The following is a 15761-nucleotide window of genomic DNA, read 5'->3' as shown; positions in this document are numbered from 1 at the left end:
TTTTTATGCATATTTTATTCAATTTATGTACGGATTTAAGTATGAAAACTAATTTTTTTTGGTTTGTGTAAATTCTGTTTTTTATTTAAAATTTAGTCGGAAATGAAAATAATTCCATGGCTTGCAAACTTACTATTTGTAGGATTTTTCGTGTGATTAAAGGTGGTTTTTATGTCGTTTTTAAAGCCCCAATTCTTATCTATGGAATTTGAGAATATGAAAGTTATTAGATAATTATTTTACGAAAACGTTTGAGTAATGTTAAAAAAGTATTAATATTGAAATATTGGGTAACCAATTTAATCAAATCGGTAGTTTAAGGGAAAAACGTTAACATTTTAAAAATTACTAACAAATGAAAAAATTACCAACCGTCAAAAAGAAGTTGTCCTTTTTATCATTGACTGTGACCTTCATGCTGATACTGCTTTTTTCAGCTTTAAGTTGCACCAATGAGCAAATTGAAGATGAAATTTTGGAAGGGATAAAAGAAGATACTGGAATAAAAATTTCTGTGCCGATTCAAAATCCAGGGTTCGAATCTGGAAAAGCAAATTGGGGAAGTACAAGTAATTATGCAATATCAGGTGATGAACACTCAGGATCTAAAGCAGCAAAAGTAACAGGTTCCTCAGGTAAAATAGAGCAAACGGTGAGTGTAAATCAAAATACCAATTATATTCTGAAGGCTTGGGTTAAAGGAAATGGAAAACTTTCTATAAGTGGTCAAACAAATGATTTTAATACCAGTAACTTCGAAGAGGTCTCAGTTTCATTTAATAGTGGAAGCTCGTCTTCAGTAACTATCGTAGGAACCAGGGATAGTGGTGATGTTCGTTTTGATGATTTTACGCTGAATAGTGAATCAGAAGGCACTACAGGATCCGGTCAAATCATAGCGCAAAATGTTTCTACAAACGGAAATCAAACAGGATACGGACCAGAAAATACAGTTGATGGAGAAATTCAGAATACAGAATCTAGATGGTCATCTAATGGATATACAGGGAAATATATTACGTATGACCTCGGTACAACAAAAACCATTTCCAGCTTAAAAATAGCATGGTTTAAAGGTGATGAAAGAAAAGCATATTTTAAAATTAGAGTAGGTAACTCAACATCTTCTCTAAGTACTATATATGATGCAAAAACTAATGGGAGTAGTGGTACAACTGAAGGATTGGAAACCTATGATTTTGATAGTGTAAATGCAAGATATGTTAGAATATCTTGTTTTGGTAATTCAAGTAGTAGTTGGAATAGTATTATAGAAACAGAAATTTATGGAGAAGGTACGAATCCAGGTGATACGACACCTCCAGGAGCTGTCTCTAATTTAAGAGCAAATGCAGGTAACGGTTCGGTATCTTTAAGTTGGGATAATCCCAATGATGCTGATTTTAGCAATGTAAGTATTACCTATACAGGTGGAAGTACGACGGCTACAGGTGAAAATAAAACAATAAGTGGTTTAACAAATGGAACATCATATACGTTTACAGTGGTAGCAAAGGATGATTCTGGAAATACATCTTCTAGTAAATCGGTAACAGCTACTCCACAAGGTAATACAAGAGGAGGTAATAATCCATCAGATATTTTATCAGGTTTAGATAAATGGAAAATTACATTCCCACTTGATGGAAATGGTAAGGATAGTACTAATGATAACAGGTCAGGAAATGACTGTAATGATAGAAATAGAAATGCTTCTGATAGTGAAATAGAAATGGGAGATCTTATCGGAGAAATTCCTATGCCATATGCTGAGTATTTTTATGTAGAAGGTGATGAAGTTGTTTTTAAGGCACATTGTGGTGGAGCAACAACAAGTGGTTCTTCTTATCCAAGATCAGAGTTAAGACAAATGCCAGGAGGCAATGATAATTATTGGAGTATGAATGATTATCAATATTTAGATGTACGCGTTAGAGCTACACACTTACCCGTAGAGAAACCTGAAGTGTCTATGGTGCAAATTCATGGACCAGGTGATGAGCCTTTGCGTGTGGAGTATAGATCAGATGAGCAGGGGTTACATGTGGTTCAAAATGATGATATTGAGGTGGATAATGTATTACCCTACAGTTTGGGAGAGCAACTAAGAGTTACAGTTACCGTTCAAAATGGTCGAGTTTACTGTAGAATAGAAAATGAAAGTAGACCTGGTTTAGATGCTTGGACAGATGATTGGGAATCCGCAGATAGTACTGGATATTTTAAAGTAGGATGTTATACTCAATCTACAATGTTCTTAGAAGATTGTAAATCAGGAGAAGGGTATGATAATGAATCCCCCAATGCTTATGGAGAAGTTAGAGTTAAAGATATGACATTAGATGTAACGTATTAGAATAAAATATTGTTTTAAAATTCAAAAAGACTGTCTTAAGAGATGGTCTTTTTTCGTAAGTATATTGCATATGAATTATTATTGATATGATATTTTACAATATAGTCAGGGTTATTTTTGTGGAATATTATTGTTAAATCTCTAGTAATGTGTTAATTAATTTCAAAATATTTTACGAAAACGTTTGAGTTGTGTTAATAAATCATTAATATTGTGATAACTGAATTGGTTAACCAATTATTTTATTGGGTAACCAAATATTTAACACAAATTTTATGAATAATTCAAAATTAACAATTATGAAAACTCATGTAACCCATTGGAAAGGTAAATCTCTTCCTTTCCTAGCCAAAACGTTCTTGTTATTGAGCTTTATACTTACATTATCTTGTGAGTCAGAAGAGTTTGTAGAGCTAACTGAATCCAATATTGAAGAAGAAACCTTTCAAAAAGCAACCCCAGTTGCTGGTAAAACGTATTATCTACGAAATAAGAAAAGTGGATTGCATATGGATGTTCAAAATAAAAGTAATTCTAATGGAGCTAATATTCAACAATGGGGTAATGCTAGTGGTACCCATAGACAATGGACAGTCATTAGTGTCGGCAATGGTTATTACAGACTAAAAGGTGTTGATAGTGGTAAGTCAATTACTGTTAAGAATGGAAGCAACAGTAATGGAGCTAATATTGAATCAAGAGCTTATAATGGTAGTAGTCATCAAGAATGGCAGATTATAAGTGTTGGTAGTGGATATTATAGGCTGAAGTCTCGAGATAGTGGGAAATCTATAGGAGTTGCAGGAGGAAGTACTTCTAATGGTGGTAATGTAGAATCACGCTCTTGGAATGGTAATGATAAATTCAGATGGTTTTTTACAGAAGTAGGAGGTACAACACCGCCACCACCGCCACCTCCAGGTGGAGGAACTGCAGCAAGTATTATAGGTAGTGGCTGGAAATTAAACGGATTTAGTGGAAATTTAAACGTTGGAAGTAATGATAATGGATTGAATTATGCAGACAATGCAAGTAAAAATGAAAGTCATTTCTTCTTTGAAAATAATGGATATGCAACATTTAGATGTTATCCAGGAAACCCAACTTCTGGAGGTTCTTCTAACCCAAGATCAGAGTTAAGAGAATTAGTTAATGGTGGAGATAATTATTGGGATGGAACCACTAATACAGAGCACTCTATGAAATGGAGGTTTAGAATAGAAGATCTTCCTCCTTCAGGAAAACTGTGTTTTGGTCAAATTCACGAAAGAAATGATAGTTATGATGATGTGATTCGTGTGCAAGTACAAGGAAGTAATGGACAAAATTCAGGAGGAGTTGATCTTAGAATTTTAGGTTATGTTACAGAAGAGATAGAAGGTCAGGGAAGAACAATCAATTTTGACATGAATATGGATACCGAATATTATTTTGAACTTACTATGAGAAATAGTGTAGTACGATTGTATGAATTAAATAATAGTGGTAGTAGAGTAAGAACACTCTTTACTTCGGTTGATATCGGAGATGCAGATGAAAATTATTTTAAAGCTGGAGCCTACCTTCAATCTACAAGTAGCAGTCATTCTAGTTCTAACGTATACGGACAAGTAGCTATTAAAGATCTTAGCGTAAATTAATGCATATGTTGTTATAATAACACATTTTAGATAGATTAACTACCAGAAATAGCCTGATGCAATACAATACATCAGGCTATTTTTTTTAATATATAGGAATCTATTTTAATTTATAAGTCAATGAAACAACAGAATCAGTTGCAGCATCATACGTTTCTATAATTAGATTTTTGCTTTCATCAAAACGACCAAGACAGTTATCTTTAGGACCAATGTTTATAAGATAATATCCGTTGGAAACAGGCTTAGCTTTTGATATTTTTTCTCCGTTTTCATCAATGAGAGTTAATACATATCCTGTTCCATCTGGAACACTGCTGTATATTTTTTCATTAGAAGTAGTTCCAGAATTTTTAATAGATACCTTTTGAGGTGAATATACCGCTGTTCGGTTTGTTTGATCCTCCTCATCAGGATTCAGTTTAATATCCGTTTTTTTAGTAATAACTTGTTGTTCTTTAATTACTTTTTCTTCTCCATTAGGACCTTTAATCCGTATGATTTTAGTTACTATTTCTTCAGAAGAATTTTCTTTGGGTTTTGCCTCTTCAGGAGTCTCTTTTTCTTCTTTTTTCTCTTCAGATTGTGCATAAGTGGTACAAATACACATGAAGAATACAATCGTTAAAAAGTTTTGTAGCGTTTTCATTGGATAGTTATTTGCTATCACAAAATTACGAAAAAATGAAAGAATCGTGTAGAGTCGATAATTAGGAGTAGAACTATTATTTTTTAAGTTTGTTTTACCATCTTTACTTTTAATAATAATCTCTTTGTATAGTATTTGTTTACTATACGTTAATACTATTATCTTTGCACTCTCAAAAATTTGGATAAGTGTCATATTTATCCTTATATATTTATACATATGAAAGCAGGAATAGTTGGATTACCAAACGTAGGAAAATCTACTCTTTTTAATTGTTTGTCTAATGCAAAAGCGCAAAGTGCAAACTTTCCGTTTTGTACAATTGAACCTAATATTGGGGTTGTTAATGTACCTGATTCAAGATTAGAAAAATTAGAAGAATTGGTGAATCCCGAACGTGTTTTACCAGCAACGGTAGAGATTGTTGATATTGCGGGATTGGTAAAAGGTGCTAGTAAAGGTGAAGGATTAGGAAATCAGTTTTTAGGAAACATCCGAGAAACTGATGCTATTATCCATGTATTACGTTGTTTTGATAATGATAATATTGTGCATGTTGATGGCTCTATTGACCCAATTCGTGATAAAGAAACAATTGATATAGAATTACAGCTAAAAGATCTTGAAACTCTGGAAAAGAAACTGGACAAGATTAAACGTGCTGCAAAAACAGGTAATAAAGAAGCTCAGAAAGAAGAAGCAGTATTGTTGAAATTAAAAGAAGGATTAGAAGCAGGAGTTTCTGTTAGGGCAATAGAAGTTTCCGAGGATGATCATTTAGCATTTGTAAAACCATTACAGTTCATTACAGATAAACCTGTATTATATGTTTGCAATGTAGATGAAGGTGCGGCTGTTAATGGAAACGCTCATGTACAAAGAGTAAAGGAGGCAGTTGCTTCAGAAAATGCAGAAGTAATTATTTTAGCTGTTGGAACAGAGGCAGATATAACAGAATTAGAAGATTACGAAGAAAGACAGTTATTTCTTCAGGATATGGGATTAGAAGAGCCTGGAGCATCTGTATTAATTCGTGCAGCATATAAGTTATTAAATCAACAGACCTATTTTACTGCAGGAGTAAAAGAAGTAAGAGCTTGGACAATTCCTATTGGAGCTACTGCACCGCAAGCGGCTGGAGTAATTCATACAGATTTTGAGAAAGGATTTATTCGTGCAGAAGTTATTAAGTATGAAGATTATGTCTCTTATGGTAGTGAAGCAAAAGTGAAAGAAGCTGGAAAACTTGGAGTAGAAGGGAAAGGATATGTTGTAAATGATGGAGATGTAATGCATTTCCTATTTAATGTATAAAATATAAATCACATTTTTTATAAAAACTCGATATCCATTAAGGTTATCGAGTTTTTTTTTGAATAATTTCCTGTGATTTAATTGATAGCATTGTAATTGTTTTAATGGATTTACAATGCTTCAAAAATGGAGAAAAAATAGTTATATCTATAAATACCTTTCTGCGTTATTGATTATAAAATCTTGAATTTCTACTTTTTTTTAGTAAATTAACAAATGGGATTAATTATATATTTCTATAATTAATAGAACTATATAGGAGTAAGTTAGACATTTTAAAAGACAAATATTTTGAGGAAAATATTACTATTTACATATTTTATATTCTCTATTCCGTATTTGGTCTACAGTCAGGAAAAATCAAAATTCCCTGTCAATGATAGTTTACAATTTCTAATAGATACATCTAACAACCTAACTTTTGAATATAAGATCAAAGAATCTCTTGAATATGCTGTTAAGGCGGCTAACTATGCTCATGAACTAAATAATGACCATTATAAAGCAGAAGCCTATTATTTAATAGCCTATAATTATCAGACTCTTGTAGACTATAAAAATGCAGAACAATATTTTAGGAAATCGTTAGAAAATGCCGAAAAAACAAATGACTCACTACTTATTTTATGGAACTATAATGGGTTAGGTAATGTGTATTCTGATGGATATAAGGATCTTAATACTTCTTTAGATTTTTACAACAAAGCTACTGCTTTAGGTAAGTTGTTAAATAACTCTCAGGAATATATGACACCTGTCATAAATTTAGCTTGGACGTATATTGATGCTGATGAGTTTGATAAAGCCATTCCATATTTAGAAGAAGCAGAAAAATTGGTTATCGAAAATAGGGATATTGAAGGGTATTGTGAAGTGCAATATCTTAAGGGAAAAATGGCTTTGAATAATAATGAGATGGCTAAAGCCGAAGGATATTTCAAGGATGCTATAGGAATAGCCGAAAAACATAATATGCTATTAGAGCTTTCATATACATACGAAGCCTTGGCAGAAATGCATCAGAAACAAGGTAATATTGAAGAAGCGTTTAAAGATCTAAAACTATATCATGAGTATAAAGACAAGGTTTATGATAAAGATAAGCTTAAGCAGATCGAAGTTGCTAAAGTAAGCTTTAGTGTTGATGAGTTTAAACGAGAGTTAGAAATAACCAAAACAGAAAAAGAGTATCAAGCCAATATGGCGAGAGTTAATAAAACAATCAATATCATTTCTGTTGTTGGGTTGATCCTATTGCTAGGAGTAATATTTTTTATTTACATAGGATATCGATCAAAGAAAAAATTAAGCGATGTCTTAAAAGAAAAAAACGCACAACTTATTGAAGCAAAATCCGAAGCCGAAAAATTAACACAAGTAAAGTCACAATTTATTTCTACGGTAAGCCACGAACTTAGAACACCATTATATGGAGTAGTAGGAATAACATCCTTATTACTTGAAGATAAAGATGTGTTAGATAAACACAGACAATTATTAGGATCTTTAAAGTTTTCTGGAGATTACCTGTTAAACCTTATTAATAATGTGCTTCAAATTAGTAAAATAGAATCTAATAAAGTAACGCTTGCTAAAACTCCTACAAATCTCTTTAAACTATCACAGAACCTATTAAACTCATTTGAATATCAGGCAAAGAGTAAAGACAATAAGCTTATACTAGATGTGCCTAATGAACTTCCAGATTCTCTAAATGTTGATTCTCTAAGATTATCTGAAATATTAATCAACCTAATTGGAAATGCATCTAAGTTTACCGAAAATGGTACTATATGGTTGAGAATTAAAATTCTTAGTAGAGAGAGAAATACAATTCAAATTAGATATGAAGTTGAGGATAGTGGTGTAGGAATTCCAGAAGATAAGAAGGATTATGTATTCGAGAAATTTTCGCAAGTGGATAGAGAGTCTAATAAGTTAGAAGGAACTGGTCTTGGGCTTTCTATTGTAAAAAATCTTTTGGAAATGATGGATAGTCAAATCCAACTAGAAAGTAATGAAGGAAGGGGAACCAAATTTTATTTTGACTTACATCTAGAAATATTAGAAGAAGGAGAGGAGCAATCTTCAAATGAACGCAATAATGGTGCGACCAATGTATATCGTAGAATACTAGTAGCTGAAGACAATAAGATTAATCAGATTGTAACCAAAAATTTACTGAGCCTAATAGGGTATGATTGTGTAATTGTCGAAAATGGGTTTAACGCAATACAAATGATGAAAAAAGAAGATTTTGATCTTATTTTGATGGATCTTAATATGCCTTATCTTAATGGAAATGAAGCTACAAGAAGAATTCGTGAATTTGATAAGGATACTCCTATAATTGCACTTACAGCAGCAGAGTTAGGAGAGGTTAAAGATGAGTGTTTCGAAATCGGGATGAATGACATTATTAATAAACCACTAAATAAGAACGATCTTCGAAATATTATTTCTAAAAATTTATTGCCTTAACCCAATTTTCTAGGGGTAATATTCTTTTAAAATAAAATAATGATGCCTGATAACACTACTATCAGGCATCATTATTTTTAATTAATTTGTGCCTTCCGAAACTGGCATTTTTTTATTCTTTACATATTTTTCAAGCCATTGGTCTTGTTCCCATAATAAATGAAGAATGGACTCTTTTGCTCTATATCCGTGACTTTCTTTGGGTAGCATAATTAATCTTGCTGTAGCTCCTAGTCCTTTTAAAGCATTAAAATAACGCTCACTTTGTAATGGATAGGTTCCAGAATTATTATCAGCTTTCCCATGTATAAGTAATAAAGGAGTTTTCATCTTATCTGCATGCATAAATGGAGACATCGTATTGTATACATCAGGAGCTTCCCAATAACTTCGTTCTTCGCTTTGGAACCCAAAAGGAGTTAGTGTTCTGTTATATGCACCACTTCGGGCTATACCAGCGGCAAAAAGATTAGAATGTGACAATAGATTTGCGGTCATAAATGCTCCGTATGAATGGCCACCAACAGCTACACGATTTCTATCAATATATCCCAAATCATCAACAGCATCGATAGCAGCTTTTGCATTTGCTACTAATTGTTTTCTAAAAGAATCATTAGGTTCTTCATCATTTTCTCCTACAATAGGAAAAGAAGCATCATCCAGTACAACATAACCTCTAGTTACCCAATAAATCATAGAACCCCAAAACGGATAAGTGAATTCATTAGGATTTGATGTAGATTGAGAGGCACTTTTCTTATCCTTAAATTCCTCTGGATAAGCCCATAATATCATCGGCATTTTTTCTTTTTTAGCTTTATCATAGCCAATCGGTAAATATAAAGTACCAGAAAGCTCTAATCCATCTTCTCTTTTGTATTTAATAACTTCCTTATGAACATCTTGAATAGCAGAGAAAGGGTTTTTGAAATTGGTGATTTGTTTTAGTTTATCTTTAGAATTAATGTTTCTAATATAAAAATTTGGATACTCATTTGGAGATTCTATTCCAACAAGAAATTCTCCTTTATCTATGTTAGTGGCAAAATAGATGTTTTCTACTTTATCAGTATACGAAGATTGATATACTCTTTTTGTTTTGTTACTTTTTAAGTTGAGTTGATCTATAAACGGAAATTGCCCTTCTTTACTGTAACCATCTCCAGTAAGATATGCATCACCTTTGATAATGTTTATAACAGATCTTCCAAACTCATTTCTTGATCTTACGAAATTTCCAGGATCATTGTATCGATCTTGGTAGTTTCGATCGTGAATTATCTTTGGTGTTTCAGAAGGTTTATTTGGATTAAAAATATACGTTTTTGTATTTCTTGTATTCCACCAATAGTCATATGCAAATGCTATCTCTTTTTCATTACTCCATTGTATACTACTAAATCGATTAATTGTTTTTAGTATTGACGCTGGTTTGCTTTCAAAAGGAGCATCTTGCTGGAACACTTCATCCCGATATTCAACTTCGATACTTGGATCTCCTTTATCCAAAGCTTCTACCCAAACTAAAGTAGAAGGTTTGTCTGATCTCCAGTTAATAGACCTTTTTCCTATCCTTGTAGCCATAAAACCTTTAGGACGTACTTCATCCATAGGAACGCTATTAATGGTCTTAAAAATTTCTCCAGAACTTTTGTAAATAGCTGTTTCTTGAGGGAAACGGTAATATGGAACTAAATAAGAGAATGGCTTTTTAATTTCTGTAATCATAATATAATTACCATCAGGAGAAAAAGAATAATTAAGAATCATTCCTACTTTAGACCAGGATTTTTTAGAACCATCTAGATTCACTTTATATATTTCAGAAGTAGCTAATTGCTCAAAATTATATTCGTCATTTGGATTTTTTAATAAATCCTGATATGTTCTATTTTGTGCTTTTGTTCCTTCACTAATGGAAATAGTAGGTCCAGCAGGAACAGCTTCATCAACGTTAATCAAGGATTTTTTCTCTTTAGGTAAAAATTTAACCAATAAAGAAGCGTTGTCCTTAAACCACCTAAAAGGGGATCCAATATTTGCATTTAGAGAAGCATCAGTAATCTTACTTGCTTTGTTACTTTTGATATCTAAAACCCAAAGTTCAACACCATCAACATTTGTATTTGTAAATGCAGCTTTGGTTTGATCTGGAGACCAGGATATGTTGGATATTCTTGGGTTTGCAGGAAGTCCAGTAACCTGAACAGGCTCATTTTCTATTTTTTTTAATTTTATATTGTTATAATAGTTTGTACGACTTGAAATATTCGTTTTTGGATTTATCCTTAATCCAGCTAATCGCATTTCCTTTTCTGATAATTCAGTAATGGTTTTGTAACCATCTCGATATAAGAAAATCATATGTTCACCTTTTTGATCAATCCGAATGGATGGAGCTAAGGGGACATCGACTAAATCTAAAATTTCCTTTACAGGTTTTTGATATTCTAAACTTTCTTGAGCTTGTAGGGTGGAGCTCAGTACTAAGAGTATTAAAAATGATTTGATGAATTTCATAGTTTTTTGAATTTTATATAACAATTCAAAAATATTGATTTAATTCTTCAAACATTTGATTTTATAGACTTTTGGGAAGTATTAGTACCATAGATTCATAAATTTAGGACAAATTCCAAAGTTTTATCAATTACAATATCTGCTGCTTCTTTGTGGGGTGTATGTCCAATATCAGGAATAAGAAGTGGTATGGATTTTCCAGTAGTCTTTTGTACAATCGTCTCTACCTGTTTAATTGTCCCATATTCATCATTTTCTCCGTGAATAATAAGAGAAGGACATTGTATGTTTGGTAAATAATCTTCTATATTCCAATCAATAAATGATGGAGAAAGCCAAGTCTCTACCCACATTCGAAATACATTTTCTGTATTTTTATGGTGGTATTTAGATAGCTTTTGTTTTAGGTTCGTAGTGTTATATGCTATTTGCGCATCTTTTATGCCCTGTAGAGTTTCTTTTTCTACAAAAATGTGTGCGCCTTCAGTAATGATTCCCGTAATTTTTTCAGGATACAATGATGCAGCCAATAATGCGATACTACCACCATCGCTGTGACCAAACAATAGTACTTTTTGAAGCCCTAGTTGATCTATAATTGTGCTCAAAACATCTGCTTCTTTTTTTAAATAATCGTGATCTCTTTTTAGTTCAGAAAAACTGTCGGATTTTCCATAACCTAATCGATCATAGGATACAACATTACAGTTGGTAATTGCACCTATTTTCTCAGGAAAATCTCTCCAAAGCTCAATACATCCCAAAGAATCGTGTAAGAAAATGATCGTCTTTTTTAATGGATCTAATGATTTTTTGGAAGTTGAAAGTCGAATTCGATGTGTGTTAATTGTAATATCCAAAAGAGGTAGTGTAAGTAAATAAATACCAAAAATAAGTTAAAGTCTATACAAATTGTATATTTTGGAGGATTAAAATTGTAACACGTATAAACTTTTAGCGTCTAGCTTAGTAAATATTTATATACATGAAAAATGTAATTATCACATTGTCCATTAGTTTATTGCTGATTGGATGTGGAACTATAAACAAAGCAAATGATATTGCCTCAAAAACCCCAATTGCTACTAAGGTAGATTTAACGCAGATTACAGATGATAAAGTCCCTGTGGTTATAAATCCAGGACGATTTATTCAGGATACAGTTAAGTATTACCTTCCAAAAGTTGTACAAGGAACATATGCAGTAAGTGATTTTGGTAAATTTGTGGATAATTTTAGAGCTCTTGATTATAAGGGTGTTGAATTGACTGTAGAGAAACTAGATCAAAATACTTGGTTAATCCCAAATGCCAAGCAATTAGATAAGATTGTATACCTTGTTAACGATACTTTTGATATCGAAAACACAACACAAGGTACTCCGTTTTCGCCATCTGGAACAAATATAGAACCTGATAATTTTGTGCTAAACCTTCATGGATTTATTGGTTATTTTGACGTATTAAAAAACAATCAATATGCGTTGGAGGTAAAGGCTCCTTCTGCAATGAAAAGAACATCAGCATTAGAGAATATTGGTTCAGAAAAGAATGAAGATGGTACCATTGTTACGGATAAATATTTTGCTTCTAGGTATTTCGAAATTACTGATAATCCAATGATGTACGGTCAGTTAGATATTGAGGAGTTTGAAGTTGGTGGAATCAAAATCGTTTTAAGCGTGTATTCACCTAATAAGGTATATACAGCAGCAGGTATAAAAGAAACTGTTTTTAAAATGATGAAGGCACAGAAAGCTTACTTAGGTGATATCAATAGTACATCAAGATATGATATATATTTATATCTAGCACCGCAATCACAGACGGCACCTACAGGTTTTGGCGCTCTGGAACATCATACATCCACCGTAGTAGTATTGCCAGAAGCTATTCCTGAGGATGCATTGACTTCAGCAATGATCGATGTCGTATCTCATGAGTTTTTTCATATAGTTACACCACTAAGTGTGCATTCTGAAGATGTACATTATTTTGATTATAATAATCCAACTTTTTCTAAACATTTATGGATGTATGAAGGTGTAACTGAATATTTTGCCAGTGTATTTCAAATAGATCAAGGTTTGGTAACAGAAGATGAATTCTATACTAAAATGATGAGTAAAATTCAATCAGCTAATACATTTGATGATGCGATGAGTTTTACAGTTATGAGTGAGAATATTCTTAATGAACCATATGCTAAAAATTATAACAATGTATACGAAAAAGGGGCTTTAATTGGGATGTGTATTGATATATTAATGAGAGAAGAAAGTAATGGAACTCGTGGAATATTATCCCTTATGAAAGAATTGTCGTTAAAATATGGTAAAAACAAACCTTTTGAAGATGATAAGATTATAGAAGAAATAATTGCAATGACATATCCATCTATTGGAGAATTTTTAAAGACTCACGTGATTGGGGATACACCAATCAACTATATTGAGTTTTTTGAAAAAGTAGGGCTTTCTGTTGGGATAAAAGACATAGAAACTAGTTATGTTAGAAATGGAGGAGCACTTATTGTTAACGGAGATCAGGAAAAAGGAAGTATTTTCTTTAATGATTTGGTATCTGGAAATAGTTTTTGGACTGATAACGGAGTACAACCTAATGATGTTATAAAAGAAATTAATGGCACCGAATTGACATTAATAAATGCTAATTCAGTGTTACAAGGTACTTTTCAGTGGAAAGAAGGTGATGATTTAGTGTTAAAGCTAAACAGAGCGGGAGAAGAGGTAGTAATAAAAACTAAAGTAGCTAAAGCTTATACAAAAGGAGAAAGTTTGGGTACTAATGATAATCCAACAGAAAAACAAATTGCTCTTAGAAAAGCTTGGCTTAAAGGATAATATGTATTTAAATTAAAAAAGGAGCATATACTTTAATGCTCCTTTTTCTAATCGTATTATTTTTATTGAACCTCTGGAAATCCTCCAACTCCTGCAGCCAATCGATCCTTTTTTACCTGAATCTTTTTTTGCATCCATTCTGGATATTCAGAATCGTCTTCAGCTTCATAGATACGTATGTTTTGAGAATCATCTGGTTGTATAAGGTCTTCCTGTCTACAATTAAGAATTTTTGCTGCAGTTTCCACACCAGAATACCCTGCTCCAGCAACTCCATGTGATAAAACACTGGCTCCACATAAATGAAGGTTTTCTATTTCACTTTTTGATTTATATGCAAAAGGTCCGATTTGCCAGAAACTTTTTTCTGTTCCATATACACAACCATTAGTAGAATTTATATAATATTCATTAGTTATTGGTGTACCCAGTTCTTTTTGAACAATCTTTTCACTAACACCTGGAATAGCTTTTTCTAGGGTGTTAATCATTTTTACAGTTAGCTTTTCTTTGAATGTCAAGTAAGCCTCAGAACGAATATCTTCTTCATTTTTGAATGCACTAAAAGATTCATGGTTGATATAGGTAATTGCTTCTATGGTATGATATCTGCCATCAAAACTTATAGGATCCTTTAATGTTGTGCAACTAATAAACATTCCAGGAAAAATGTCGCCATCCAGAATATCTATTTTCTGAGTTTTCTCGAATATAGCGTCAAGATCTTCATGTTCCATCATCCAGATGTTTCCAGAATCTAAACCAGCTTTGCGAACATCCATGTCTACTGTCAAGAAAAGCATTAACGAAGTACAAGAATATTTAGTTTTACTAAGGCGCTTATTAAGTTTATTACTAATGTTATTCTTTCCTATTAAGTCAATAAAAGTTTTATTTGGATCTGCATTAGAAATAATACGTTTCGCAAAAATGTTTTCTCCATTTTCGAGTTGTACTCCTATAGCTTTCTTTTTTTTATCACCTTTTAGAAGAATTTTTTTTACTTTCTGACTAGTTCTAATCTCACCGTGATGTTTTTTTAAAGCATTGGTCATTGCTTTTACTAATGCACCACCGCCACCAATTGGATAATAGCCACCATTAGAATAATGTCCCATAACAGCAGCATGTAGAGGAAAACTTGTTCTAGAAGGAGGTAATCCGTGATCTCCAATCTGTATATTGAGTACCGCTTTAAGTAACGGGTTTTTTATATGTTTAGAGATTACTTTTCGTAAACTAAAGACACTGTATTTACCCATGTTTTTTGTTCGAAATGGAATTGTAATATGTGCCCAGAATCCCTTCACTTTAGGAATTAATTGTAACTCATAACTTACATCGCTAACAAGTTTTAGATATTTGGCAATCCCTTTTGTTTCTTCAGGAAATTGCCGAGAAAGAGCTTCTTTTATATTATCATATCCAGCAGGCATATCTATACGCTTGTCACCAATCCAGCAATGTTCATAAGCTTTGGGGTTCATTCTAAAAAAACTAATATCATTAGCTATCCCAAGGCCTTCATAAAGCGTACTTGTTGATCCTCCTTTATTTAATAAGCCAATGTAGTGCACACCAGGAGTAAAACGATATCCATTCAAGTAAAAACTGTGACACCAGCCTCCAGGAACATCATGTTGTTCTAATACCAATACTTTTTGACCAGCACGCGCTAAACATATTGCTGCAGAAAGACCTCCTGCGCCAGATCCGATTATGATGGTATCATAATCGTTATTTGTACCTAGAGCATCTTGATTTTTAACAGGTGCTTTGTAATCACAATTTTCTTTTTCCATGCGTTATATAATACCTAATTGAGAAAGTTTTATTTAAACAAGCAGTTTTTTGTTAAAGGTATTATTTTTTGAATGTTTAAAAAGAAACAATTGTGAATATTTGTTTTGATTTTATTATTAGTATGTAACTACT

The 15761-nt window shown here is 32.4% G+C and carries 9 protein-coding genes; 5 read left to right on the top strand and 4 right to left on the bottom strand.

Annotation, left to right across the window (positions count from 1 at the left end; all coding sequences use genetic code 11):
- Nucleotides 1-355: 355 nt before the first annotated feature.
- Together QBK95_RS09220 and QBK95_RS09215 are read left to right on the top strand one after the other, a co-directional pair.
- A complete protein-coding gene (locus tag QBK95_RS09220) occupies nt 356-2356 on the top strand; it encodes a polysaccharide lyase family 7 protein (protein WP_280932881.1) in 2001 nt (666 codons plus the stop codon).
- Between the two features lie 299 nt (nt 2357-2655).
- A complete protein-coding gene (locus QBK95_RS09215) occupies nt 2656-3996 on the top strand; it encodes an RICIN domain-containing protein (RefSeq protein ID WP_280932879.1) in 1341 nt (446 codons plus the stop codon).
- 100 nt (nt 3997-4096) lie between these two features.
- Here QBK95_RS09215 and QBK95_RS09210 read toward each other — a convergent pair whose 3' ends face one another.
- On the bottom strand, nt 4097-4645 hold the full coding sequence (locus tag QBK95_RS09210) for a hypothetical protein (RefSeq protein WP_280932877.1): 549 nt from the start codon (nt 4643-4645) through the stop codon (nt 4097-4099).
- 219 nt (nt 4646-4864) lie between these two features.
- On the opposite strand from QBK95_RS09210, the gene ychF reads away from it, so the two are divergent.
- A complete protein-coding gene (gene ychF / locus QBK95_RS09205; protein WP_280932876.1) occupies nt 4865-5959 on the top strand; it encodes a redox-regulated ATPase YchF in 1095 nt (364 codons plus the stop codon).
- Nucleotides 5960-6250: 291 nt separating this feature from the next.
- Nucleotides 6251-8440, top strand: a complete 2190-nt coding sequence (locus QBK95_RS09200; protein WP_280932874.1) for a tetratricopeptide repeat-containing hybrid sensor histidine kinase/response regulator — start codon at nt 6251-6253, stop codon at nt 8438-8440.
- 81 nt (nt 8441-8521) lie between these two features.
- On the opposite strand, the gene QBK95_RS09195 is transcribed toward QBK95_RS09200, so the two are convergent.
- Both QBK95_RS09195 and QBK95_RS09190 read right to left on the bottom strand, forming a co-directional pair.
- The gene (locus tag QBK95_RS09195) at nt 8522-10963 is read right to left on the bottom strand and encodes a prolyl oligopeptidase family serine peptidase (RefSeq protein WP_280932872.1); all 2442 of its coding nucleotides are present in this window, start codon (nt 10961-10963) and stop codon (nt 8522-8524) included.
- A 95-nt stretch (nt 10964-11058) separates the two neighbouring features.
- Complete coding sequence (locus QBK95_RS09190; RefSeq protein WP_280932871.1) at nt 11059-11823, bottom strand: alpha/beta fold hydrolase; 765 nt, start codon at nt 11821-11823, stop codon at nt 11059-11061.
- 125 nt (nt 11824-11948) lie between these two features.
- Here QBK95_RS09190 and QBK95_RS09185 point away from each other — a divergent pair, with 125 nt between their 5' ends.
- A complete protein-coding gene (locus QBK95_RS09185; RefSeq protein WP_280932869.1) occupies nt 11949-13826 on the top strand; it encodes a M61 family metallopeptidase in 1878 nt (625 codons plus the stop codon).
- Nucleotides 13827-13888: 62 nt separating this feature from the next.
- Here the strand turns inward: QBK95_RS09185 and QBK95_RS09180 are convergent, their stop codons facing one another.
- Nucleotides 13889-15628, bottom strand: coding sequence for a phytoene desaturase family protein (locus QBK95_RS09180; RefSeq protein ID WP_280932867.1), 1740 nt, complete (start codon nt 15626-15628; stop codon nt 13889-13891).
- Between the last annotated feature and the right edge of the window lie 133 nt (nt 15629-15761).

This window comes from Aquimarina mycalae (genome assembly GCF_029906345.1).
Taxonomy (GTDB): domain Bacteria; phylum Bacteroidota; class Bacteroidia; order Flavobacteriales; family Flavobacteriaceae; genus Aquimarina.
Note: the sequence above shows the minus strand (reverse complement) of the source record. Positions and strands in the feature narration are given on the sequence as shown.

Coding starts and splice junctions, on each gene's coding strand:
- QBK95_RS09220 (WP_280932881.1), top strand. CDS start 356: ATGAAAAAATTACCAACCGTCAAAAAGAAGTTGTCCTTTTTATCATTG.
- QBK95_RS09215 (WP_280932879.1), top strand. CDS start 2,656: ATGAAAACTCATGTAACCCATTGGAAAGGTAAATCTCTTCCTTTCCTA.
- QBK95_RS09210 (WP_280932877.1), bottom strand. CDS start 4,645: ATGAAAACGCTACAAAACTTTTTAACGATTGTATTCTTCATGTGTATT.
- ychF (WP_280932876.1), top strand. CDS start 4,865: ATGAAAGCAGGAATAGTTGGATTACCAAACGTAGGAAAATCTACTCTT.
- QBK95_RS09195 (WP_280932872.1), bottom strand. CDS start 10,963: ATGAAATTCATCAAATCATTTTTAATACTCTTAGTACTGAGCTCCACC.
- QBK95_RS09185 (WP_280932869.1), top strand. CDS start 11,949: ATGAAAAATGTAATTATCACATTGTCCATTAGTTTATTGCTGATTGGA.
- QBK95_RS09180 (WP_280932867.1), bottom strand. CDS start 15,628: ATGGAAAAAGAAAATTGTGATTACAAAGCACCTGTTAAAAATCAAGAT.